At 70.8% G+C, this 23,176-nt stretch carries 24 protein-coding genes; 18 read left to right on the forward strand and 6 right to left on the reverse strand.

From position 1 onward, the window contains the following. Positions 1–2: 2 nt before the first annotated feature. Both ACFYXB_RS24355 and ACFYXB_RS24360 read left to right on the forward strand, forming a co-directional pair. Positions 3–1,316, forward strand: coding sequence for an ABC transporter ATP-binding protein (locus tag ACFYXB_RS24355; RefSeq protein WP_389586067.1), 1,314 nt, complete (start codon positions 3–5; stop codon positions 1,314–1,316). Positions 1,317–1,388: 72 nt separating this feature from the next. After that, a complete protein-coding gene (locus ACFYXB_RS24360; RefSeq protein ID WP_389585838.1) occupies positions 1,389–2,045 on the forward strand; it encodes a trimeric intracellular cation channel family protein in 657 nt (218 codons plus the stop codon). Here ACFYXB_RS24360 and ACFYXB_RS24365 read toward each other — a convergent pair. Then, complete coding sequence (locus tag ACFYXB_RS24365; RefSeq protein WP_351349768.1) at positions 1,954–3,162, reverse strand: alpha/beta hydrolase-fold protein; 1,209 nt, start codon at positions 3,160–3,162, stop codon at positions 1,954–1,956. The two genes, ACFYXB_RS24360 and ACFYXB_RS24365, sit on opposite strands and share 92 nt — an antisense overlap. Before the next feature lie 126 nt (positions 3,163–3,288). On the opposite strand from ACFYXB_RS24365, the gene ACFYXB_RS24370 reads away from it, so the two are divergent. After that, entirely contained in the window at positions 3,289–4,149 is an 861-nt protein-coding gene (locus tag ACFYXB_RS24370) for a thioesterase family protein (RefSeq protein WP_389585842.1), read from the forward strand. A gap of 552 nt (positions 4,150–4,701) precedes the next feature. On the opposite strand, the gene ACFYXB_RS24375 is transcribed toward ACFYXB_RS24370, so the two are convergent. Next, on the reverse strand, positions 4,702–5,328 hold the full coding sequence (locus ACFYXB_RS24375; protein ID WP_389585844.1) for a TetR family transcriptional regulator: 627 nt from the start codon (positions 5,326–5,328) through the stop codon (positions 4,702–4,704). 133 nt (positions 5,329–5,461) lie between these two features. Between ACFYXB_RS24375 and ACFYXB_RS24380 the strand changes: the two genes are divergently transcribed. From ACFYXB_RS24380 to ACFYXB_RS24390, 3 genes are all read left to right on the forward strand, one after another. Beyond that, positions 5,462–5,629, forward strand: coding sequence for a hypothetical protein (locus ACFYXB_RS24380; protein ID WP_388496902.1), 168 nt, complete (start codon positions 5,462–5,464; stop codon positions 5,627–5,629). Between the two features lie 42 nt (positions 5,630–5,671). Continuing rightward, complete coding sequence (locus ACFYXB_RS24385) at positions 5,672–5,938, forward strand: DUF4190 domain-containing protein (RefSeq protein ID WP_389585847.1); 267 nt, start codon at positions 5,672–5,674, stop codon at positions 5,936–5,938. A gap of 181 nt (positions 5,939–6,119) precedes the next feature. Next, a complete protein-coding gene (locus ACFYXB_RS24390) occupies positions 6,120–7,289 on the forward strand; it encodes a cysteine desulfurase family protein (protein WP_389585850.1) in 1,170 nt (389 codons plus the stop codon). Between the two features lie 18 nt (positions 7,290–7,307). Here the strand turns inward: ACFYXB_RS24390 and ACFYXB_RS24395 are convergent, their stop codons facing one another. After that, positions 7,308–7,994, reverse strand: coding sequence for an N-acetylmuramoyl-L-alanine amidase (locus ACFYXB_RS24395; RefSeq protein ID WP_389585853.1), 687 nt, complete (start codon positions 7,992–7,994; stop codon positions 7,308–7,310). 60 nt (positions 7,995–8,054) lie between these two features. Here ACFYXB_RS24395 and mnmA point away from each other — a divergent pair, with 60 nt between their 5' ends. Next, a complete protein-coding gene (gene mnmA / locus ACFYXB_RS24400; RefSeq protein ID WP_389585856.1) occupies positions 8,055–9,179 on the forward strand; it encodes a tRNA 2-thiouridine(34) synthase MnmA in 1,125 nt (374 codons plus the stop codon). 279 nt (positions 9,180–9,458) lie between these two features. Here the strand turns inward: mnmA and ACFYXB_RS24405 are convergent, their stop codons facing one another. Together ACFYXB_RS24405 and ACFYXB_RS24410 are read right to left on the reverse strand one after the other, a co-directional pair. Continuing rightward, positions 9,459–10,241: an alpha/beta fold hydrolase gene (locus ACFYXB_RS24405; RefSeq protein ID WP_389585859.1), complete on the reverse strand. Its 783-nt coding sequence runs from the start codon at positions 10,239–10,241 to the stop codon at positions 9,459–9,461. A gap of 52 nt (positions 10,242–10,293) precedes the next feature. Next, complete coding sequence (locus ACFYXB_RS24410) at positions 10,294–10,617, reverse strand: DUF427 domain-containing protein (RefSeq protein WP_389585862.1); 324 nt, start codon at positions 10,615–10,617, stop codon at positions 10,294–10,296. A gap of 71 nt (positions 10,618–10,688) precedes the next feature. Here ACFYXB_RS24410 and ACFYXB_RS24415 point away from each other — a divergent pair, with 71 nt between their 5' ends. The 5 genes from ACFYXB_RS24415 (at position 10,689) to ACFYXB_RS24435 (ending at position 17,694) form a co-directional block, all read left to right on the forward strand. Further along, complete coding sequence (locus ACFYXB_RS24415) at positions 10,689–11,228, forward strand: TIGR00730 family Rossman fold protein (protein WP_351349788.1); 540 nt, start codon at positions 10,689–10,691, stop codon at positions 11,226–11,228. Positions 11,229–11,235: 7 nt separating this feature from the next. Then, positions 11,236–11,934, forward strand: a complete 699-nt coding sequence (locus tag ACFYXB_RS24420; protein WP_389585866.1) for an SDR family oxidoreductase — start codon at positions 11,236–11,238, stop codon at positions 11,932–11,934. 82 nt (positions 11,935–12,016) lie between these two features. Continuing rightward, entirely contained in the window at positions 12,017–12,973 is a 957-nt protein-coding gene (locus ACFYXB_RS24425) for a methionine synthase (RefSeq protein WP_389586070.1), read from the forward strand. Positions 12,974–12,988: 15 nt separating this feature from the next. Beyond that, positions 12,989–15,181: an NAD-dependent DNA ligase LigA gene (gene ligA, locus ACFYXB_RS24430; protein WP_389585869.1), complete on the forward strand. Its 2,193-nt coding sequence runs from the start codon at positions 12,989–12,991 to the stop codon at positions 15,179–15,181. 272 nt (positions 15,182–15,453) lie between these two features. Beyond that, on the forward strand, positions 15,454–17,694 hold the full coding sequence (locus ACFYXB_RS24435; protein ID WP_389585872.1) for a putative bifunctional diguanylate cyclase/phosphodiesterase: 2,241 nt from the start codon (positions 15,454–15,456) through the stop codon (positions 17,692–17,694). A 132-nt stretch (positions 17,695–17,826) separates the two neighbouring features. Here the strand turns inward: ACFYXB_RS24435 and ACFYXB_RS24440 are convergent, their stop codons facing one another. Next, positions 17,827–18,411 (reverse strand): TetR/AcrR family transcriptional regulator, encoded by a 585-nt coding sequence (locus tag ACFYXB_RS24440; RefSeq protein ID WP_389585874.1) that lies wholly within the window; start codon positions 18,409–18,411, stop codon positions 17,827–17,829. 87 nt (positions 18,412–18,498) lie between these two features. Between ACFYXB_RS24440 and ACFYXB_RS24445 the strand changes: the two genes are divergently transcribed. The 6 genes from ACFYXB_RS24445 to gatB all read left to right on the forward strand — a co-directional run bounded on the left by ACFYXB_RS24445 (position 18,499) and on the right by gatB (position 23,084). Further along, positions 18,499–18,867, forward strand: coding sequence for a DUF4267 domain-containing protein (locus tag ACFYXB_RS24445; RefSeq protein WP_389585877.1), 369 nt, complete (start codon positions 18,499–18,501; stop codon positions 18,865–18,867). A 43-nt stretch (positions 18,868–18,910) separates the two neighbouring features. Continuing rightward, positions 18,911–19,402 carry a cupin domain-containing protein gene (locus ACFYXB_RS24450; RefSeq protein ID WP_351349802.1) on the forward strand — a complete coding sequence of 164 codons (492 nt, stop codon included), beginning with the start codon at positions 18,911–18,913 and terminating at the stop codon, positions 19,400–19,402. Positions 19,403–19,515: 113 nt separating this feature from the next. Further along, positions 19,516–19,812 (forward strand): Asp-tRNA(Asn)/Glu-tRNA(Gln) amidotransferase subunit GatC, encoded by a 297-nt coding sequence (gatC, locus tag ACFYXB_RS24455; RefSeq protein ID WP_389585881.1) that lies wholly within the window; start codon positions 19,516–19,518, stop codon positions 19,810–19,812. Positions 19,813–19,815: 3 nt separating this feature from the next. Further along, on the forward strand, positions 19,816–21,315 hold the full coding sequence (gene gatA, locus ACFYXB_RS24460; RefSeq protein WP_351349804.1) for an Asp-tRNA(Asn)/Glu-tRNA(Gln) amidotransferase subunit GatA: 1,500 nt from the start codon (positions 19,816–19,818) through the stop codon (positions 21,313–21,315). After that, the gene (locus tag ACFYXB_RS24465; RefSeq protein ID WP_351349806.1) at positions 21,312–21,554 is read left to right on the forward strand and encodes a hypothetical protein; all 243 of its coding nucleotides are present in this window, start codon (positions 21,312–21,314) and stop codon (positions 21,552–21,554) included. Before gatA ends, ACFYXB_RS24465 begins: the two co-directional genes overlap by 4 nt. 15 nt (positions 21,555–21,569) lie before the next feature. Next, positions 21,570–23,084 (forward strand): Asp-tRNA(Asn)/Glu-tRNA(Gln) amidotransferase subunit GatB, encoded by a 1,515-nt coding sequence (gene gatB / locus ACFYXB_RS24470; protein WP_389585886.1) that lies wholly within the window; start codon positions 21,570–21,572, stop codon positions 23,082–23,084. Positions 23,085–23,176: the final 92 nt, after the last annotated feature.

Below are 23,176 nucleotides of genomic sequence, written 5' to 3' on the forward strand. Positions count from 1 at the left end.
CAGTGAAGATCCCCGCGCAGAGTGACGGTGCCACCCTCAGCAAGGACGCCGCTCCCGGCGAGACCCTGCTGAAGGTGACCGGCCTCCAGAAGCACTTCCCGATCCGCAAGGGCCTGCTCCAGCGGCAGGTCGGCGCGGTCCGCGCGGTCGACGGCCTCGACTTCGAGGTCAAGGCCGGCGAGACGCTCGGTGTCGTGGGCGAGTCCGGCTGCGGCAAGTCGACGATGGGCCGGCTGATCACGCGGCTACTCGAACCGACGGCCGGCAAGGTCGAGTTCGAGGGCAGGGACATCACGCACCTCGGCATGGGCCGCATGCGCCCGATGCGCCGCGACGTGCAGATGATCTTCCAGGACCCGTACTCCTCGCTGAACCCGCGCCACACCATCGGCACGATCGTCGGCGCTCCCTTCAAGCTCCAGGGCGTCACACCCGAGGGCGGCATCAAGAAGGAAGTGCAGCGACTGCTGTCGGTCGTGGGTCTCAGCCCCGAGCACTACAACCGCTACCCGCACGAGTTCTCCGGCGGTCAGCGCCAGCGCATCGGCATCGCCCGTGCGCTTGCGCTCAACCCGAAGCTGGTCGTGGCGGACGAGCCGGTCTCGGCCCTCGACGTGTCGATCCAGGCGCAGGTCGTCAACCTCCTCGACGACCTCCAGCAGGAGCTCGGCCTGACGTACGTGATCATCGCGCACGACCTCTCGGTCGTCCGGCACGTCTCGGACCGGATCGCGGTGATGTACCTCGGCAAGATCGTCGAGCTGGCGGACCGCGAGTCGCTGTACAAGGCGCCGATGCACCCGTACACCAAGGCGCTCATGTCGGCCGTGCCGATCCCGGACCCGAAGCGGAAGAACGCGAAGAGCGAGCGCATCCTGCTCAAGGGCGACGTGCCCTCGCCGATCGCCCCGCCGAGCGGTTGCCGCTTCCACACCCGGTGCTGGAAGGCGACGGAGATCTGCCGGACCACCGAGCCGCTGCTCCTGGAGCTGAAGCCCGGCCAGCGCGTGGCCTGCCACCACCCGGAGAACTTCGAGGACCAGGCCCCGCAGGACACGGTGCTGCTGACCGTCGCCAAGGAGGCGGCCGAGCTGGTCGCCGACGAGGTCCTGGCGGAGTCGGCCGAGACGTCGGCCGCGGTGGCGGCGGAAGTGGCGGCGGAGGCCGAGGCTGCTGCCGAGGCGGAGGCTGCCGAACCCGAGACCGAGGCTGCCGCTGAGGCCGCGGGCGAGCCCGAGTCCGAGGCTGCCGGTGAGCCCGACGCCGACGCTGCCGAAGCGTCGGAGTCCACCGAGCCGAAGGCCACCGACAAGTAACGCCCGAAGCTCCGAACGAGCCCCCGCCTTGCAATGTAAGGCGGGGGCTCGTTTTCGGGTGAGAATGTCAGGGTGCTCCAGCAACTTTTCAACCCTTCCATCCAGCACACGCTCGATGTCATCGGCATCTTCGTGTTCGCCATCTCCGGCGCCCTGCTGGCCGTACGCAAGAACTTCGACGTCTTCGGTATCGCCGTCCTCGCCGAGGTCACCGCGCTGGGCGGCGGGCTGTTCCGGGACCTCGTCATCGGGGCCGTGCCCCCGGCGGCCTTCACGGATCTGGGGTACTTCATCACCCCGCTGTTCGCCGCCCTCCTGGTGTTCTTCCTGCACCCGCACGTGGAGCGCATCCAGGTCGGCGTGAACGTCTTCGACGCGGCCGGTCTCGGTCTGTTCTGCGTCACCGGCACCATCAAGGCGTACGCCTACGGCCTGAACCTCGCCGCGTCCGCGGCCCTGGGACTGGCCACCGCCGTCGGTGGCGGTGTGCTGCGCGACGTCCTCGCCAACGAGGTGCCGTCGCTGCTGCGCTGGGACCGCGACCTGTACGCGGTTCCCGCGATCGTCGGCGCCATCATGGTGGCGGTCTGCATCCGCTACGACGCGCTGACCCCGTTCACCAGCGGGACCGCGGTCGTCACGGCCTTCGTCCTGCGCCTGCTCGCGATGCGCTTCCACTGGCGAGCGCCGCGTGCGTGGAACCGCCGGTCGACGGTGACCGAGGAATAGCGCCGGCCCAGACGTGACTCTGACCCATCTGCAGGGTCAGCCACCGGAACGCCGGGCCCACCTGCGGCCGCCACAGCGCCATGGTGTGTCCGCCGGCGCTGCGCGGCAGGAACACCACGTGCACGGTCGTCGGCGCCTTGGCGACCGACTCGAGGGCCACACCCGCCTCGTAGCCGTCGTGCGGCTGCCCGGACACGTACAGGGCGACCCGGGGCGGCACGGCCCGCCTGCGCAGCAGCAGATAGGGGTTGTTCGCGGCGCGCAGGGCCGGGGTCTGCGCGGCCAGTGAATTGCGTTCACCGACGGGGTCGTTGTAGCCGGACATGCTCACGGCGGCGCGGTAACGGTCTGGGTGGGCCACCGCGAGCTTCACCGCGCAGTGCGCGCCCGCCGAGTACCCGGCGACCGCCCAGCCCGCCGGTGCGGACTCGGCGCGGAAGTTGTCCATGACCATCTTGGGCACGTCGACGCTCAGCCAGCTGTCCGCGTTGACCGTGCCCGGGATGTTCGCGCAGCCGGTGTCCACGCCGGCCAGCAGATTGGTGCGCGGCGCCACCAGGATGTACGGCGCCACCTGTCCGCTCCGCATGAGCGGCAGCAGCTGCTCCTGCGCCTTCAGCGACCCGAACCAGGCCTTCGCCGACCCGGGATAGCCCGGCAGCAGCTCCACGACCGGGAACTTCCGGTGCCGGTAGGCGGGGTCGCCGTACTGCGGCGGAAGCCAGAGGTAGACCTCGGCGTTGACCCCGGAGACCCGGCCCTTGAGCTGGGTGACGTGCACGCCGTCGCCTGCCTCGGTGAACCGTTGCCGGACCCTGGGCAGCCGGTCCGGCACGATGCCGCCTGTGCCGTCGGCACCCAGGTTCGCGGCCTGCTGGACCTCGTTGCCGGTGCCGAGCAGGTCGGCCCAGTTGTCGTAGAGGTTGTTCTCGTTGTTGACCAGGACGAAGACCAGGGCGACAGCCGTCCCCTGGGCGAACACCAGCATCAGCATCCGGGCCGCGGCGCGCAGCGCCTGCGGCCCCCGGATCCGCGACCACAGGGCGAGCGGGAGCACGACGGCGACGACGGACAACACGATCAGGGTGTAGAGGAACGGAGTCCCGGTGAGGCTCATGTCTTCATAGAGGGGGAGGTGGGATGTCAGGTTTATGGACGACTGCGGATACTTACCAAGAAATTGCCCACATCTCACCCTTAGGCAAAGCTACTGCTTAGTAATCATATGTTGTACCGTTCATGCATGCCTGAAGCAGCTACCGCATCCGACGCGCAGGCCGTGATCGGCGACAGCGAGTTCGACCGCGACACGACCGTCACCCGCCGCGAGCCCGGCGTCTACGACATCGATCTCTCCGTCGGCTGGACGATTATCAGCGCGGTCAACGGCGGCTATCTGCTGGCCGTCCTGGGCCGGGCGCTCGCGGACGCCCTCCCGCACCCCGACCCGTTCACGATCTCCGCGCACTATCTGACCGCCTCCCAGCCGGGCCCGGCGGTCGTCCGTACCGAGACCGTGCGCACCGGCCGCACCCTCTCCACCGGCCAGGCGTCCCTCTTCCAGTACGACGACGAGGGCAACGAGGTCGAGCGCATCCGCGTCCTCGCCTCCTACGGCGACCTCGACACGCTCCCCGACGACGTCCGTACGACGGCGAAGCCGCCCGCGATGCCGCCCATGGACCAGTGCTTCGGCCCCGAGGACGGTCCCGCCCCGGTCTCCGGCAGCTCCGCCATCGCCGACCGGCTGATGCTCAAGCTCGACCCGGCCACCCTCGGCTGGGCGCTCGGCTCCCCGTCCGGCAAGGGCGAGATGCGCGCCTGGATCGGCCTCGCGGACGGCCGGGACGCCGACCCCTTCTCCCTGCTGCTCGCGGTGGACGCCCTGCCGCCGACCGCCTTCGAACTCGGCCTGTCCGGCTGGGTGCCCACGGTCGAGCTGACCGTGCACGTGCGTCACCGCCCGGCCCCCGGCCCGCTGCGGGTGTCGATCACCACCCGCAACCTGGCCGGCGGCTTCCTGGAGGAGGACGCCGAGGTCTGGGACAGCCAGGACCGTCTGGTCGCCCAGTCCCGACAGCTGGCCCGGGTCAGGCTCGGCTGAGTCGCGCCGCTGCCGGGGTGGGCTCTTGGGGCGTGCTTTACGCGGTTGACAGGCTGGGGACAGCGTGGGCCCAAGGGCAGCCCAGGCGCCGTTGGTTGAGTGCACCGACTCAGGACTTCCTCAGCCTTCCCGGAGCTGTTTCTCATGATGTGTGCACGTCGTCTCGTCCCCGCCGTCGCCCTGCTGGCGCTGTCCCCCCTACTGCTGACCGCGTGCGGCTCGAGTGACTCGTCGTCCTCCACCGGCGGCAACTCGGGGCCGCGGCAGGGCTGTCGGGCTCCGTCCGGGATGCCGAGGGGCGCTCCGTCAGGGCGTCCGAGCGGCGCACCCACCGGGAATCCGTCGGGTATTCCCTCGGGCGTCCCCTCTGGTGCGCCCTCGGGCATGCGGAGCGGCGGTCCCGGTGGCGGTCAGGGTGGACCGGGTGGCGGTGGCCGGGGCGGCGGCGGTTGCGGCGGGACGCAGGGGAACGCCCAGCAGGGCTGACGCGTAAGGGGCGGCGCGCTCGGTGAACGGGCGTGCCGCCCTTTTTGCTGTGTCGGCTGTGCCGGGTCAGTCCAGCCAGTGGAGACGGCCGATGCTGATCAGCCGGAGTTGGCGGGTGGCGACCTGGGCGACGCGCTCGCGCTCCTCGTCGGACGCCTCAAGGGCCTCCAGGAAGAGCGACGCGGTGATGAGCATCTGGTCGACGTAGAGATGGGCGAGCATCTGCAGGTCGTCGTCGCTCCAGCCCACGGCCTCCTGATCCTTGGCCAGCTCGGTCCTCACCTCCTCCGCGAACCGGGCCAGTTGGGCCTGGATGGCCTCCCGCACCGGCTGGACCCCGCCGTGCCGCTCGCGGGCGATGAAGCGGACGTGCGCGGGGTGGGCCGCCACGTGCCCGGCGATCAACTCGACGGCGCGCGTGATCCGTTGGTCGGAGTCGCCGGCGGTGGACACCGTCGTGCGGACCATGGGGTGCAGGCTGCCCAGCGCCTCGTCGACCAGGGCCACGCCGAGATCCGCGGTGGAGCGGAAGTGCCGGTAGAAGGCGGTCGGCGCGATCCCGACGGCGCGGGTGACCTCGCGCAGGCCCAGGCTGCTCAGGCTCTGCTCCTCCAGCAGCCCCAACGCCGCGTCGAGGAGCGCCTGCCGGGTCTTCTGCTTCTGGGCCTGCCGGATGCCGAGAGTGTGACTCATGTCATCCAGTTAACAACTGTTCTCCGGAATTGAAAAGCCGTCGGGAGCGCTAGACTCAGTAGTCAGTGAACAGTTGTTACCATAACCGTTCACTCAGACTTCACGCGAGATCTCGGAGGGGGGATCACATCCCATGCTGTTCATCGTCGCCGCGCTCCTGCTGTTCGGTGTGGTGATCGGCACCGTCGCCCACGCGCCGTTGTCCTTCACCGCCGTCGCCGCCGCGGTCATCGCCGTCTGGCTGGGCGTCTTCGCGCTCCGCGAGCGCCACGCCCGCCGCCGTGGCACGCCCACCAACTGACCCCGACCCCACCGACCGCCCCGACCTCGGGAGCCGACCACCATGCAACTCACCGCAACGGCCACGCGCCGCACCGGCACACGCGACGCCGACGGCATGGCCGTCGCGTCCTTCATCCTGGGCCTCCTGGGCCTCCTCGCCCTCAACCTCTTCCTCGGCCCGATCGCCATTGCCCTGGCCGCCGCGTCCCTCTGGCGAGGCACGACCCGCCGCGGCCGCGCCCTCCTGGGTCTGGGTCTGGGCATCGCCGACCTACTGGTCCTGGTGGCCTTCATGCAACTGGACAACACGGTGTCCTGGAGCTTCTGACGTTCTGACGTCATGCCGTTGCCCTGCACTGCTGCCGCTGCCGTGGGCGGTCGTTACGCAGGGCGGTGGGGGAGGGTGGGTACGGCCGACAGTGCCGGGCAACTCGCTGCCAACTCCGACCGAAGCCGACCCAGGACGCGGCCAAAGCCAACTGCAAGGGAGCCGTAGAATCGGCCCCATCATGGCTTACCTCGACCACGCCGCGACCACCCCGATGCTCCCGGAGGCGGCAGAGGCACTGACCGCCGCGCTGAGCGTCACCGGCAACGCCTCCTCCCTCCACGCATCCGGCCGCAAGGCCCGCCGCACGGTCGAGGAGGCCCGCGAGACGCTCGCCGAAGCGCTCGGCGCCCGTCCCAGCGAGGTCGTCTTCACCTCCGGCGGCACCGAGGCCGACAACCTCGCGGTGAAGGGCCTGTACTGGTCCCGTCGCGACGCCGACCCGGCCCGCACCCGCATTCTCTCCAGCCCCGTCGAGCACCACGCCGTCCTCGACGCCGTCCACTGGCTCGGCGAACACGAGGGCGCCACCGTCGAGTACCTCCCCGTCGACCGCTACGGCCGGGTCCACCCCGAGACCCTCCGCAAGGCCATCGCCCGCAACCCCGACGACGTCGCCCTGGCCACGGTCATGTGGGCCAACAACGAGATCGGAACGGTCTTTCCGGTCCGCGAACTGGCAGGGGCGGCAGGGGAGTTCGGCGTTCCGCTGCACTCCGACGCAGTCCAGGCCTTCGGTCAGGTTCCCGTGGACTTCGCCGACTCCGGGCTCGCCGCGATGACGGTCTCCGGCCACAAGATCGGCGGCCCGTACGGCATCGGCGCCCTCCTGCTGGGCCGTGACTACACTCCCGTACCCGTTCTGCACGGCGGCGGCCAGGAGCGGCACGTCCGCTCCGGCACCCTGGACGTCCCGGCCGTCGCCTCCTTCGCGGTCGCCGCCCGGCTGGCCGCCGAGCAGCGCGAGTGGTTCGCCCGCGAGATCGGTGCCCTGCGCGACCAGCTGATCGATGCGGTCCGTACGGCGGTTCCGGACGCGATTCTCGGCGGCGACCCGGCACCGGAGGGCCGCCTCCCCGCCAACGCGCACTTCAGCTTCCCGGGCTGCGAGGGCGACTCCCTGCTGCTCCTGCTGGACGCCCAGGGCATCGAGTGCTCCACCGGCTCCGCGTGCACGGCCGGCGTCGCCCAGCCCAGCCACGTCCTCCTCGCCACCGGCACCGACCCCGACCTGGCCCGCGGCACCCTCCGCTTCTCCCTCGGCCACACCTCCACGGAGGCGGACGTCGAGGCCGTGGCCAAGGCGATAGGTCCCGCGGTGGAACGGGCACGGGCGGCGGGCCTGACGTAACCCCCGGGGCCCGGACGCTCAGGCCCCCCGTACCGCCTCGGCCGCTCGAGCCTTCCGTACGAGCTTCATGTACCGGTCCCAGTCCCAGTGCGGCCCCGGGTCCGTGTGGTCCGTGCCCGGCACCTCCACGTGCCCGATGATGTGCTTCCGGTCGACGGGTATGCCGTACCGCCCGCATATCGCGGCCGTCAGCCGTGCCGAGGCCGTGTACATCTCGTCCGTGAACGACGAGGCGCGCTCCACGAAGCCCTCGTGCTCGATGCCGACGCTCCGCTCGTTGTACTCCCGGTTCCCCGCGTGGAACGCCACGTCCAGCTCGCGGATCAGCTGGGTGATCCGCCCGTCCTTGCGCACGATGTAGTGCGCCGCCGCCCCGTGTCCCGGGTCCTGGAAGACCTGCACCGCGCTGCGGTAGCCGCCCTGGGTGACATGGATGACCACCCGGTCGATCGCGTAGTCGTCCGGCCGGTCCGCCCGTCGGTAGTTCGCCGGGGACGCCGCCACCCAGCGCGCGCCCCGGAAGTCCACCGCGCCCGCCACCCGCGGTTTCTCCATGCCGGGCAGCCGCCACCACAGGTGCGCCAGCTCCTCGCGCGCCAGTGCCGCCGTGCCCAGCGCCGCCACGGCACCGCCCACGAGCAGGGCCCGCCGCCCCAGCCGCCGGTCCGAGTCGCCGCGGTTCGCGTCCGCCTTTGTCTCCCCCATGTGATCGTCAACGGATACTCGCGGGCCCTGGTTCCCACCGCCCCGTACTCTGGAAGGGTTATGACTGAGACCTCGCAGCGCCCCCTCCGCGTCCTCGCCGCCATGTCCGGCGGGGTCGACTCCGCCGTCGCCGCCGCCCGCGCCGCGGAAGCCGGCCACGACGTCACCGGCGTCCACCTCGCGCTCTCCGCGAACCCACAGTCGTTCCGCACGGGCGCGCGGGGCTGTTGCACCATCGAGGACTCGCGCGACGCGCGCCGCGCCGCCGACGTCATCGGCATCCCGTTCTACGTCTGGGACCTCGCCGACCGCTTCCGCGAGGACGTCGTCGAGGACTTCGTCGCCGAGTACGAGGCCGGGCGCACCCCCAACCCGTGCCTGCGCTGCAACGAGAAGATCAAGTTCGCCGCGCTCCTCGACAAGGCGCTGGCACTCGGCTTCGACGCCGTCTGCACCGGCCACTACGCCAAGATCGTCACGCTGCCCGACGGCTCCCGCGCGCTGCACCGCGCCTCCGACATGGCCAAGGACCAGTCGTACGTCCTCGGCGTCCTGGACGAGCGGCAGCTCGCACACGCCCTGTTCCCGCTCGGCGACACGGTGACCACCAAGGACGAGATCCGTGCCGAGGCCGAGCGCCGCGGCCTCGCCGTCGCCAAGAAGCCCGACTCGCACGACATCTGCTTCATCGCCGACGGCGACACCCAGGGCTTCCTCGCGAACCGCCTGGGCAAGGCCGAGGGCGACATCGTCGACGAGTCCGGCACCAAGGTGGGCACGCACGAGGGCGCGTACGGCTACACGATCGGCCAGCGCAAGGGCCTGCGCATCGGCACCCCTGCCGCCGACGGCAAGCCGCGCTACGTCCTCGACATCTCCCCGGTGACCAACACGGTGACGGTCGGCCCGGCCGCCGCCCTCGACGTCAGCGGCCTCACCGCGATCAAGCCCCGCTGGTGCGGCGCCGCCCCGACCGGCCCCGGCGCGTACACGGCCCAGCTGCGCGCGCACGGCGGCGAGACCGAGGTCACTGCGGAACTGGTCGACGGCGAGCTGCGCGTGAGCTTCACCGAGCCGGTCCGCGGCGTCGCCCCCGGCCAGGCGATCGTCCTGTACGACGACACGCGCGTGGTGGGCTCGGCGACGATCGCGACGACGGTGCGGGCGACCGCCGGGGTTGCCTGACCGGAGGCCGGAGCGCCGAGACCGGTCGGGAAAGGGTCGAACGGCCCCTGCGGAGAGGGTCGTTCGGCGGCGTTCGACGGGAATGTCGGCAGCGGCTCGCGCGCCTTGCGGGGTGATGAGATGCGGGCGCGCCAGGTGCGCCGTCCGCCCCGGCACGTGCGGTCAGCGGCCGCGCCCGCCGCACCCGTGCCTACAGCGTGCCCGTCGTGCTTCCACCGTGGCAGGCCGGCGCGTCCGCCTGACACCACGCGTGCGTGGCGGCCGGGCGCCCCGCGCGCGTCACGTGGAGAAGAACTCCGCCAGCACCGGTGCCAGCACATCCGGGTCCACCATGTGGGTCTGGCCCTCCAGGGTGAGGTACATGCCCTTGGGGGCCGCCTGCGCCACGTCCTGGACCGCCGCCCGAAGCCACGCCGGGCTCGCTCCGCCCGCGACGGCCAGCACCGGCACGCCGATCGACGCGATCCGTTCCCGGGGCACCAGGCCGCCGGCCATCACGGCGTCGTCGTACGCCAGGCTCGGCGCGATCGCCTCCATACCGGCCCACATGGGGGACCGGCGGGCGCCCTGGATCATGTCCTCGGCCATCCCGGTGAGCCGCAGGAACAGCTCGACCGCGTCCCCGCGCCGCCCCGCGCCGAGTGCCTCGGCCAGCCGCTCGGTGTACTCGGCGCGCTGCTTCTCGCCACCGCCACCGTGGTCCGCGAACGGCGTCTCGTACACGGCGACCTGACGGACCGGCAGCCCGCTCGCCGCTGCATCGAGGACCAGCGCGCCACCTGACGAGATGCCGTACAGCGCCGCCTCCCCGCCCACCGCGTCGATCAGCGCGGCCAGGTCCTCGACCTCCCGGGTCACGGAGTACGGCGCTGTGTCACCGCTCGCTCCGCGGGCCCGGCGGTCGTAGGGGACGACTGTGAAACCGCTCGCGAGCCGCGCGGCCAGCGGGGCCATGGTGGCGCCCGTCGACATCGCGCCGCTCACGAGGATCACCGCGGGGCCCTGTCCGTGGGTCTCATACGCGATGGGCGTGCCGTCGCGCGAAATGATCTGCTTGTCCATGCCAATGCAGACTGCCACCGGGCACGGGATTAATCGGTCACGACACTTCTGGTCACGACACTTCCACTTCGTAGAAGCACAGGTGGTCCTTGATCTGCTCCACGCCTTCCTTGGGCTCCGGATACGCCCAGACGAGGTCCGGCGCGTCCGGCAGCGACCAGTACGACGCCGTGCCCTTGAACGGGCAGACGGTGTGGGTGTCGGAGGGGGTGAGGAGGTCGAGGCGTACGTCCTCGGCCGGGATGTAGTACCGCACGGGGCTGCCGGTCTCGCGCAGCACCAGCGGTCGGTCCGTCTCGGCGAGCACCTGGTCCCCGTGCACCACGCGCACGTGCCGCTCGCCCTGTTCGATGGTGATGGTGTGTCCGTCGCCCATAACCGTGTCTCCTTCGGTTTTCTCTAAAAGCGCTCGCGGGCGCCTGGTTCTTCCCACGTACGGTGGGCGGCATGAACATCTGCGTCTTCCTCTCCGCCGCCGACCTCGACGACCGCTACACGCGTCCCGCGCGCGACTTCGCGAAACTGCTCGGAAAGGGCGGCCACACGCTCGTCTGGGGCGGCTCCGACGTGGGTCTGATGAAGGTGGTCGCCGACGGCGTGCAGGAGGCGGGCGGCAGGCTGCTGGGCGTCTCTGTGGAGTTCCTGGCGGCCAAGGCGCGGACCGGCGCGGACGAGATGGTGATCGCGAAGGACCTCGCCGAGCGCAAGAGGCTGCTGCTGGACAAGGCCGACGCAGTGGTGATCATGGTCGGTGGGACCGGCACCCTCGACGAGGCCACCGAGATCCTCGAGCTGAAGAAGCACGGGCACACCGACAAGCCGGTCGTGCTGCTCAACACGGCGGGCTTCTACGACGGCTTGAAGCAGCAGTTCCGGCGCATGGAGGACGAGGGTTTCCTGCCGCGTCCGCTCGGTGAGCTGGTGTTCTTCGCGGAGGAGCCCGTCGGCGCGCTGGCCTACCTCGAGGAGAGCCTCGGCATCGAGTGATGCGAGCATGGCCGTCATGGCTATACATGTGATCACCGGCGCGAGCTCCGGCATCGGCGCGGCCGTGGCGCGGCGTCTGCACGCGCGCGGGGACGAACTCGTCCTGCACGCGCGCGACGCCGGCCGCGCGAAGGAGCTGTTGGCCGAGTTCCCCGGGGCGCGCACGCTGGTGGGCGACCTCGCGGACCCCGACAAGCTCTCCTGGGCCTTCTCCCACCAGACGCTCCCGGACCGCGTGGACTCGCTGCTGCACATCGCCGGCGTGGTCGACCTGCACCCGGTCGGCGAGCTCACCCCCAAGTCCTGGCGCCACCAGCTCAACGTCAACCTCATCGCCCCGGCCGAGCTGACCCGGCTTCTGCTGCCCCAGGTGCGCGCCGCGCGCGGTCACGTGCTCTTCGTCAACTCCGGCGCGGGCCTCAGGGCGAGCGCCGACTGGTCGGCGTACGCGGCGTCCAAGCACGGCCTGAAGGCCCTGGCGGACTCCCTGCGCCAGGAGGAGCACGGGGCCGGCGTCCGCGTCACCTCGGTCTACCCGGGGCGCACGGCGAGCCCGATGCAGGCCAAGGTCCACCAGCAGGAGGGCCAGGAGTACGACCCCGAGCAGTGGATCGACCCCGAGTCGGTGGCCACGACGATCCTGATGGCCATCGATCTGCCGCGGGACGCCGAGGTCATCGACCTGTCGGTGCGACCGGGGAGCTGAGCCGCGCATCCCGGTTCCGTAGTCTTCGTGGGTGAGCGAAAACAGTCAGTCCAGGTTCGGTGCCGCAACCGGTGTCGGGTCCATGCCCGGAGGCGACGCCCGGGAGGCCGCCAAGACCGTCACCGGAAGCCTCGAGGACTTCCCGTTCCTGCCCGAACTGCCCGCCCGTGGCCCGGGCGCCGACATGATCGGCCGCACCGCCGGGATGCTCGTCGAGCTGTACGCGCGCGTGGAGCCGAGCGGCTGGCGGATCGGGGACCGGCCGGGGCGGGACACCAAGCGGGCGCGGTCGTGGCTGGGCGAGGGCCTGGACGCGCTGGAGGAGTTCGCCCGGGGGTACGAGGGGCCGCTCAAGGTCCAGGCCGTCGGCCCGTGGACACTGGCCGCCGGGCTCGAGCTGAGGAACGGCGAGTCCGCCCTCTCCGACCCCGGCGCCTGCCGCGACCTCGCCGGCTCGCTCGCCGAGGGGCTGCGGCAGCATCTCGCCGAGGTGCAGCGCCGAATCCCGGGCGCGGGGATCGTGCTCCAGCTCGATGAGCCCTCCCTCACCGACGTACTGCGCGGCCAGGTCAGGACCGCCAGCGGCTACCGCACCCACCGGGCCGTCGACCGGCAGGTCGTCGAGGGGACCCTCCGGGACGTCATGGGGGTGCACGGCACCGGACTCGTTGTCGTCCACTCCTGCGCCCCGGACGTTCCCTTCGCCCTGCTGCGCCGGGCGGGCGCGGCGGCGGTCTCGTTCGACTTCTCGCTTCTCACCGAACGTGACGACGACGCGATCGGCGAGGCGGTGGAGGGCGGCACTCGGCTGTTCGCCGGTGTCGTGCCGGGCACGGACGGTCCATTGTCAGACCCTGCCGATAGCGTCATGGGTGTCAGGACGCTGTGGCGCAGGCTGGGGCTGCAACCGGGGCTTCTCGCGGACGCGGTCACCCTCACTCCGTCGTGCGGTCTCGCGGGGGCTTCTCCCGCGTACGCCCGCGCGGCGCTCGCCCACTGCGTCCGGGCGGCGAGATCCCTCGCGGACAACCCAGAGTAACGGGAGGACAACACGGTGGCCGGCGACAAGCAAGCGGAGACGACGGTGCCCGCCGAGGCACGGGAGAAGCACGCGCTGCTCGCTGAGCAGATCGAGGAACACCGCTTCCGGTACTACGTGAAGGACGCTCCCGTCGTCAGCGACGCGGAGTTCGACAAGCTCCTGCGCTCCCTGGAGGCGCTGGAGGAGGAGTACCCCGAGCTGCGCACGCCCGACTCGCCGACCCAGAAGGTCGCGGGGGCGTACGCAACGGAGTTCACGTCCGTCGAGCACCGCGAACGCATGCTCTCGCTCGACAACGCCTTCAGCGACGAGGAGCTCGCCGCCTGGGCCGAGCGCGTCGCCAAGGACGTGGGCACCATTGAGCATCACTTCCTGTGCGAGCTCAAGGTCGACGGCCTCGCGGTCAACCTCACCTACGAGCACGGCCGCCTCACGCGCGCGGCGACCCGCGGTGACGGCCGCACCGGCGAGGACATCACGCCCAACGTCCGTACGATCGCCGAGATCCCGGACCGGCTGCACGGCGACCGCGTTCCCGACCTCGTGGAGATCCGCGGCGAGGTCTACTTCCCGATGGAGAAGTTCGCCGAGCTCAACGAACGCCTGCTCGCGGCCGGCGACAAGCCGTTCGCCAACCCCCGCAACGCCGCGGCCGGTTCACTTCGCCAGAAGGACCCGCGCGTCACCGCCACCCGCCCCTTGCACATGGTCGTGCACGGGATCGGCGCCCTGCGTGGCTTCGAGGGACTCACCCGCCTCTCCGGGGCCTACGCCCTGCTCAAGACATGGGGCCTGCCGACCTCCCCGCACAACCGGGTGGTCGACGACCTCGACGGCGTACGGCAGTTCATCGCGTACTACGGCGAGAACCGCCACTCCGTGGAGCACGAGATCGACGGCGTGGTCGTCAAGCTCGACGAGATCCCGCTCCAGGGCCGCCTCGGCTCCACCTCCCGCGCCCCGCGCTGGGCGATCGCGTACAAGTACGCGCCGGAGGAGGTCAACACCAAGCTCGTCAACATCCGCGTGGGCGTGGGCCGTACGGGTCGGGTCACGCCGTACGCGCAGGTCGAGCCGGTCACGGTCGCGGGCTCCGAGGTCGAGTTCGCCACCCTGCACAACCAGGCCGTCGTCAAGGCCAAGGGCGTCCTCATCGGCGACACCGTGGTGCTGCGCAAGGCCGGTGACGTCATCCCGGAGATCCTCGGCCCGGTCGTCGACCTGCGCGACGGCACCGAGCGCGAGTTCGTGATGCCGTCCGAGTGCCCCGAGTGCGGTACGCCGCTGCGCCCGATGAAGGAGGGCGACGTCGACCTGCGCTGCCCCAACGCGCGCGCGTGCCCGGCCCAGTTGCGTGAGCGCCTGTTCTATCTCGCGGGCCGCAAGGCACTCGACATCGAGCACTTCGGGTACGTGGCGGCGGCCGCGCTCACCAAGCCGCTGGAGCCCGCCGAGCCGCCCCTGAAGGACGAGGGCGACCTCTTCGACCTCACCATCGAGCAGCTGCTGCCCATCAAGGCGTACGTCCTCGACCAGGACAGCGGTCTGCCCAAGCGCGACCCGAAGACCGGCGAGGAGAAGGTCGCCCTGGTCTTCGCCAACCAGGAGGGCGGGCCGAAGAAGAACGCGCTTGCCATGCTGGACAACATCGCCGCGGCCAAGGAGCGCCCGCTCGCCCGCGTCCTCACGGGCCTGTCGATCCGTCACGTCGGACCGGTCGCGGCCGAGGCGCTGGCGCGCGAGTTCCGTTCCGTCGAGCGCATCGAGCAGGCCACCGAGGAGGAGCTGGCGACCACCGACGGCGTCGGCTCGATCATCGCCGCCTCCCTCAAGGAGTGGTTCGCCGAGGAGTGGCACCAGGAGATCCTGCGCAAGTGGAAGGCCGCCGGCGTCCGCATGGAGGAGGAAGGCGCAGGTGAGGACGTAGGCCCCCGCCCCCTCGAAGGCCTCACCGTCGTGGTCACCGGAACGCTGGAGAACTTCACCCGGGACGGCGCCAAGGAGGCGCTGCAGAGCCGCGGAGCGAAAGTGACCGGTTCGGTTTCGAAGAAGACGTCATTCGTGGTCGTAGGCGACAATCCGGGATCGAAGTACGACAAGGCGATGCAGCTCAAGGTGCCTGTTCTGAACGAGGACGGTTTCGCCGTCCTGTTGGAACAGGGGCCCAAGGCGGCGGCCGAAGTCGCGGTCCCGACCGGGGAGTAGCGGTTGAAGCCCACCCGATCGCCGCATACCAGATGCATACGGGTGGCCGGGGCGCATTCGGGCAACCGTCGACGACCGCTGCCCGTGGAAGCCTTCTGCGGCCTACTGTTGAGATGTGCGCCTGCCGTGCCCAGTTGCGGTCGGGGTATCGCCGTTGTTCCCGGAGGGCTCTTGATGGACAACGGGCAAGGGTTTTCCGACGCGGAGCCGTTGATGGTTGTCGGGCATCGATCCGCGTGGCGTGGGCACCGCCGGCTGTGAGAGGGACGGGAATGGAACCGACCGAGAGCGCCGCCCCGGACTCATGGCTGCGCCTGCGCCGCAAGGCGGTCGCATGGCGGGAAGGTCTGCGTACGGGGCAGGCCGCGGAACGCGGCGGTGCGCAGGGGCACACCACCGTGCCGCTCACCGCGCCGGATGCGCGCACCTCCATACCGGGGTCCCTACCGAGGCCCATGACAGGACCCTCCGCGCCGCCCGGCACGGAGCCCGAACGCCATCTGTCCTGGCCCTCACTGTCCACGGCCGTCGTGGCGGCCGCCGGACTCGCCCTCGCCCTCGGCTTCTACCGCGCCTTCGCCGGGAACCACGCCCTCTTCCCGTCCGGCGCGGTCGGCTGGTCCCTCGCCGTCCTCACCGGCATCATCGTCGGCCATCTGGTGATGCTCGGCCGCGCCCGCTGGTGGGGCGGCACCGGCTCCGGCGCCGCCCTCACCATCGCCGTCCTCCTGCTGTACGGCTGGGTGCCCGCCGGCATGGTCAGCCTCACCGTCGTCGTCCTCGTCGGCGTAGCCCGCCGCCACAGCTGGCGGCAGGGCGTGCAGCACGGCGCGGTGGACATCCTCGGCATCGGCGCCGGCGCGCTGCTGCTCGGCGCTTGCGGCCGCGTACCGACCGTCGAGGATCCCTGGAACCCCGACCAGTGGACCATCGCCACCGTCCCCGAGGTCGTCCTCGTCGCCGCGGCCTATCTCGCGGTCAGTCGAGTCCTGCTGTGGTATCTGCGCGCGCCGCGCGGCGGGGGACTGCCCACCGTCGCCCGCACCACCCTCGTCAGACACGGCCTGGTCGCGGTCGCGCTGCTCGGCATCGCCCCCCTCGTCTGCGTGGTCGCCGTCGACCAGCCGGTACTGCTGCCGTTGTTCGCCATCCCGCTGGTCGCCCTCGACTCCACCCTGTGGATGGCCAGGGCCCGAGCGGAGGAGCAACTGCGCGACCCGCTGACCGGGCTGCCCAACCGTCAGTGGCTCCTGGAACGCATCTGGACGGCCCTCGACGACGCCGAACGCATCGGCGCCCGATCGGCCCTCATGCTGATCGACCTCGACCGTTTCCGGTCGGTGAACGACACCCTCGGCCATCTCGCCGGGGATCGGCTGCTGATGCAGATCGCCGACCGGCTGCGCCTCGCGCTGCCGCGCGGGGCGGAGGCCGCGCGGCTCGGCGGCGACGAGTTCGCCGTTTTACTGCCGGTCGCCGACTCTACGACGTCGGCCACCCGCGTCGCCCGCGGCCTGGTCACCACGCTGAGCAAACCGCTCGACCTCGACGGACTCACGCTCGTTCTGGAGGCGAGCGCAGGGGTGGCCGTCTTCCCGGACCACGCCCTGGACGCGGAGGGTCTGCTGCGGCGCGCGGACGTGGCGATGTACCAGGCGAAGCGGGATCGTACGGGCGTCGAGGTCTACGAGTCCAAGCGGGACTCCAACACCCCGGACCGGCTCGGACTGCTGGGTGACCTGCGCCGCGCTCTCGACGCGCACGAGGTACAGCTGCACTACCAGCCCAAGGTGCGCTTCGACGGTCAGGTCGCCGGCCTCGAGGCGCTGGTCCGCTGGGTACATCCCGAGCGCGGCAAGGTGCCGCCGGACGAGTTCATAGCGATCGCCGAGTCCTCCGGGCTGATGCCCCATCTGACGGAGTACGTGCTGGAGACGGCGCTCGCGCAGGTCGCCCGGTGGCGGGCGCAGGGGCTGCGGGTGCCGGTCGCGGTCAACGTCTCCCCGCGGGACGTCCACACCCCCGGGTTCGCCGGATCGGTGGCCGCGCGGCTGGCCCGGCACGGGGTTCCGGCGGGGGCGCTCCAGCTGGAGATCACGGAACATGTGCTCCTGGAGGACCCGCAGCGGGCCGCGGACACCCTGGCCGCGCTGACCGGGCACGGCGTGAAGATGTCCCTGGACGACTTCGGCACCGGGTACTCGTCGCTCGTGCATCTGCGGCGGCTGCCGGTGAGCGAGCTGAAGATCGACCGGTCGTTCGTGGCGCGGCTGGCCGTGGACACGGAGGACGCGGAGATCGTGCGCTGCACGATCGACCTCGCGCACTCGCTCGGGCTGCTGGTAGTCGCGGAGGGTGTCGAGGACGACGAGACGTGGGAGCGGCTGCGGAACCTGCGCTGCGACGCCGTGCAGGGGTGGCTCGTCGCGGCGGCGATGCCGGCGGAGGAGGCCACGGCGTGGCTGCGGGTGCGGAGTGCGCGGGTGCGTGCCGCGCTTCCGGCCGCGGAGTAGTTTTCCCACCCCGCCCGCCGGTTCACCGTTGGGTAAGAAGGGGCCGTATCCCGTGGGGGCCGTTCGCCGTCGGCGGCCGCAGCCCCGTCGTGCGTTGCCCGTCTGTGGTGCCTCGCGTGTCTGTCGCTCCGTTCACCCAGTTCCCGCAGTGAAGTGCGCGATCAGCAGCGCCAGTCTGCGCTCGTGGGCCTCCTCCGGCAGGCGGCCGCTGCGCATCAGGGTCGTCAGGCCGTGCAGGCCCGCCCAGTACGTCTCCGTCAGGAGCCTCGGGTCCTCGCCCGCCGCCGCTGTCGGTGCGACCGCCTGGGCCAGCTGTGCGAACGCCTCCTGAAGTGGCGCCGGTGCCTCCGGCGTGGCGAACGGGAGGTCCACGGTGTGCGTGAACATCGCGTCGTACAGGGCGGGCCGGCGCCGCGCGAAGGAGGTGTACGCCTCACCGACCGCCGCCAGCGCCTCCCGCGCGCCCTTCGCCGATTCGCGCGCCGCCCGTAGCTCACCCGCGAGATCGGCGAAGCCCTGCACCGCGACCGCCGCCATGATCGCGTCCTTGCCCTTGAAGTGGCTGTAGAGGACGGGCTGGCTGTACTCGATCTCGGCGGCCAGCCGGCGCGTGGTGACCGCGTCCCAGCCCTCCGCCTCCGCCAGTTCCCGCGCGGCCGTGACGATCAGCCGCTCGCGTTCCGCTCGTTCGCGCTCCCGGCGCGTCTGGATCGACATGACCGGAATTCTAGCACCGCTAGCGTTTCTTTCGCTGCTCTGCTAGCTTCGCTCCTGTCCCTAGCGCTGCTAGCAAGGAGAGATGGCATGACCGTCGCCGCGTACACGCTCGCCGTCGTGCTCGACCTGTTCGTCCTGTTCATCGGGGCCCGGTTCCTGCTCCAGCCCCGCCCCTCCGCCGCCGGCTACGGCGTTCCCGCCAAGCCCGAGGGCGATCCCGCCTACCTCGCGATCAAGGGCCTGCGGGACGCCACCTTCGGTGTGATGGGCCTGGTCCTGCTGGCCTTCGTCGGCGCCCGTGCCGAGGCCTGGTACATGCTCGTCGTGGCGATCGTGCCGCTCTTCGACACGCTGATAGTGCTGCGGCACGGCGGCACCAAGGCTGTCGCCTACGGGATCCACTTCGCCACCGCCGTCGTTGTACTCATCAGCGCCGGTCTGCTGTTCGCCGTCTGAGCACGTTCCGACCGCGTCCACGTCATCAACAGGGGGTTCGGAAATGTCGTTGTTCGTACCGAAGTTCGATGAGTCCGTCGTCGTCCGTGACGCCGAGGCCGAGGTCGTCGGGGGCGACCCCGTCGCCGTCAGGCTGCTGGCCGACAGCAGTGCCAGCGGCGGCGCGCTGTCCACCGTGCGTGTCACCCTCGGGAAGGGCGCCGACGGTGCCCGCCCGCACCTGCACCGCAACTCCGCCGAGATGTTCTACGTCCTCGACGGCACCGCCGAACTGCTCTCCGGCGACGACGTTCTCACCGCCGAGATGGGCGACCTCGTCATCGTCCCGCCGGGCAAGCCGCACGCCTTCGCCGCCGCCCCCGGTGCCACGGCCGACATCCTCATCGTCATCACCCCGGGCGTCGAACGCTTCGAGTACTTCCGCCATCTCCAGCGCCTCCGCCTCGGCGAGGCCACCCTGGAAAGTCTGCTGGCGGTGCAGGAGCTCTACGACAACCACTACCTGCTGAGCGAGGCCTGGGATGGGCGCCGCTGACCCCATGGGGCGGGGCCCGGCAAACCGTTTCACGGTCACCGGGCCCCGCCCCATAGGATTGGGCTAGTCGACCCATTCCAAAACCACACACACTCACCCCAGAGGATCGCTGCATGCCTGGCATCACGCGCGAGGAGGTCGCCCACCTCGCCCGGCTGGCGCGTCTGGAGCTGAAGCCCGAAGAACTCGATCACTTCGCGGCCCAGCTCGACGACATCATCGGCGCGGTCGCACGCGTCAGCGAGGTCGCCGACCAAGACGTACCGCCGACCTCTCACCCGCTGCCGCTGACGAACGTCATGCGCGCGGACGAGGTCCGTCCCTCGCTCACCCCCGCGCAGGCGCTCTCCGGCGCCCCGGCCCAGGAGCAGCAGCGTTTCAAGGTGCCGCAGATCCTGGGGGAGGACTGATCCATGACGGACAGCAACATCATCAAGCTCACCGCCGCCGAGACTGCCGCGAAGATCGCTTCCGGTGAGCTCACGGCGGTCCAGGTCACCGAGGCCCACCTCGCCAGGATCGAGGCCGTCGACGAGAAGGTGCACGCCTTCCTGCACGTCGACCGTGAGGGCGCCCTCGCCCAGGCCCGCGCCGTCGACGAGAAGCGTGCCAAGGGCGAGAAGCTCGGCCCGCTGGCCGGAGTCCCGCTCGCGCTCAAGGACATCTTCACCACCGAGGGCGTCCCGACGACCGTCGGTTCGAAGATCCTCGATGGCTGGATCCCGCCGTACGACGCGACGCTCACCAAGCGGCTGAAGGCCGCCGACGTCGTCATCCTCGGCAAGACCAACATGGACGAGTTCGCCATGGGGTCCAGCACCGAGAACAGCGCGTACGGGCCGACCGGCAACCCGTGGGACCTCACCAAGATCCCCGGCGGCTCCGGCGGCGGCTCCTCCGCCGCGCTCGCCTCCTTCCAGGCCCCGCTCGCCATCGGTACCGACACCGGCGGCTCCATCCGCCAGCCGGCCGCCGTCACCGGCACAGTCGGTGTGAAGCCGACGTACGGCGCCGTGTCCCGCTACGGCATGGTGGCGTTCTCGTCCTCCCTCGACCAGGGCGGGCCCTGTGCCCGTACGGTCCTGGACGCGGCGCTCCTCCACGAGGTCATCGCCGGGCACGACCCGCTCGACTCGACCTCCATCGACGCTCCGGTCCCGCCGGTCGTCGAGGCCGCCCTGGGCGGCAGCGTCGCCGGTATGCGCATCGGTGTCGTCAAGCAGTTCCGCGGCGAGGGCTACCAGGCCGGCGTCATCCAGCGCTTCGACGAGTCCGTCGAGCTGCTGAAGGAGCTGGGCGCCGAGATCGTCGAGCTGGACTGCCCGTCCTTCGACCTCGCCCTGTCGGCGTACTACCTGATTGCGCCATCCGAGTGCTCGTCCAACCTCGCCCGCTTCGACGGCCTGCGCTACGGCCTTCGTACGGGCGACGACGGCACCCACTCGGCCGAGGAGGTCACCTCCCTCACCCGTGAGGCGGGCTTCGGCCCCGAGGTCAAGCGCCGCATCATGCTCGGCACGTACGCCCTGAGCTCCGGCTACTACGACGCGTACTACGGCAGCGCCCAGAAGGTGCGCACGCTCATCACGCGCGACTTCGAGAAGGCCTTCGAGCAGGTCGACGTGATCGTCTCCCCGACGACACCGACCACGGCCTTCGCGATCGGTGAGCGCGCCGACGACCCGATGGCGATGTACCTGGCCGACCTGTGCACCATCCCGACCAACCTGGCGGGCAACGCGGCCATGTCGCTGCCCTGCGGTCTCGCCCCGGAGGACAACCTCCCGGTCGGACTGCAGATCATCGCCCCGGCGCTGAAGGACGACCGCCTGTACAGGGTCGGCGCCGCCGTCGAGGCCGCCTTCGTGGAAAAGTGGGGGCACCCGCTGCTCGAGGAGGCTCCGTCGCTGTGAGTAAGGCATTGTCGAAGGCCAAGGGCTTCAAGAAGTCGAAGTCCGGCACGTACCTGTCCATGGCCACCACCGCGTTCGGTGCGGTCGGCGTCGCCAAGCAGATCAAGAGGGCCCGGTCCGAGCACGACACGCTGCGCCTGATCGACGCCACCGTGTCCGCCGTGGCCATCGTCACCGGCCTCGCCATCCTCTGCCGCGAGCTGAAGCGGCTGGGCGACGACGACGTCCTGCTGGGCTGAGAGGGAAGTTTCACCGTGACCACCACGACCGACCTGGTGTCGTACGAGGACGCGCTGGCGTCGTACGACCCCGTCATGGGCCTCGAGGTCCATGTCGAACTCGGCACCAAGACCAAGATGTTCTGCGGATGTTCGACCGAGCTGGGCGCCCCGCCCAACTCGCAGACCTGCCCGACCTGCCTCGGCCTGCCCGGCGCGCTCCCGGTCGTCAACGCGACCGGCGTCGAGTCCGCGATCAAGATCGGTCTCGCGCTGAACTGCGAGATCGCCGAGTGGTGCCGCTTCGCCCGGAAGAACTACTTCTATCCGGACATGCCGAAGAACTTCCAGACCTCCCAGTACGACGAGCCGATCGCCTTCAGCGGCTATCTCGACGTACAGCTGGAGGACGGCGAGACCTTCCGCGTGGAGATCGAGCGCGCCCACATGGAGGAGGACACGGGCAAGTCGACGCACGTCGGTGGCGCGACGGGCCGTATCCACGGCGCCTCGCACTCCCTGCTCGACTACAACCGCGCGGGCATCCCGCTCATCGAGATCGTCACCAAGCCGATCGTCGGCGCGGGCGAGCGCGCGCCGGAGGTGGCTCGGGCGTACGTCCGTGAGCTGCGCGAGGTCATCAAGGCGCTCGGCGTCTCCGAGGCCCGCATGGAGATGGGCCAGATGCGCTGCGACGTGAACCTGTCGCTGATGCCCAAGGGCGCCGACAAGTTCGGCACCCGCTCCGAGACGAAGAACGTGAACTCGCTGCGGTCCGTCGAGCGTGCGGCCCGGTTCGAGATCATGCGCCACGCGGCCGTGCTCTCCTCCGGCGGCACGATCATCCAGGAGACCCGGCACTTCCACGAGGACACGGGGTCGACGACCTCGGGCCGCGTGAAGGAAGAGGCCGAGGACTACCGGTACTTCCCCGAGCCGGACCTCGTTCCGGTGGCCCCGTCCCGGGAGTGGGTCGAGGAGATCCGCGCGGCGCTCCCCGAGCTGCCGCTGGTCCGCCGTAGCCGCCTCCTCGCGGAGTGGGGCATCTCGGTCACCGACATGCAGGCGATTCTCAACGCCGGTGCGCTGGACCCGATCGTCGCCACGATCGACGCCGGTGCCGACGCCGCGTCCGCCCGCAAGTGGTGGATGGGCGAACTGGCGCGCAGCGCCAACGAGTCGGGCGTCGCGCTCGACGAGCTGGCGATCACGCCGGAGCAGGTCGCCCGGGTCACCGCGCTCGTCTCGGGCGGTGACCTGAACGACAAGCTGGCCCGCCAGGTCATCGAGGGCGTCCTCGCGGGCGAGGGCACCCCGGACGAGGTCGTCGACAAGCGCGGCCTGAAGGTCGTCTCCGACGACTCCGCGCTGGGTACGGCCGTCGACGAGGCCATCGCCGGCAACCCGGGCGTCGCGGACAAGATCCGCGGCGGCAAGGTGGCCGCGGCCGGTGCCCTGGTCGGCGCGGTCATGAAGGCCACGCGCGGCCAGGCCGACGCGGCCCGCGTGAAGGAACTGATCCTGGAGAAGCTGGGCGTCAGCGAGGGCTGATCCTCACGCTTTCCAGAGCCCCGAGGGGATGCGCCCGACATGGACGCATCCCCTCGGGCGTTTCCGGACGTGATGTCAGTGCCCCCTCGCCC

The sequence above is a fragment of the Streptomyces sp. NPDC002619 genome (assembly GCF_042889305.1).
Taxonomy (GTDB): Bacteria; Actinomycetota; Actinomycetes; order Streptomycetales; family Streptomycetaceae; genus Streptomyces.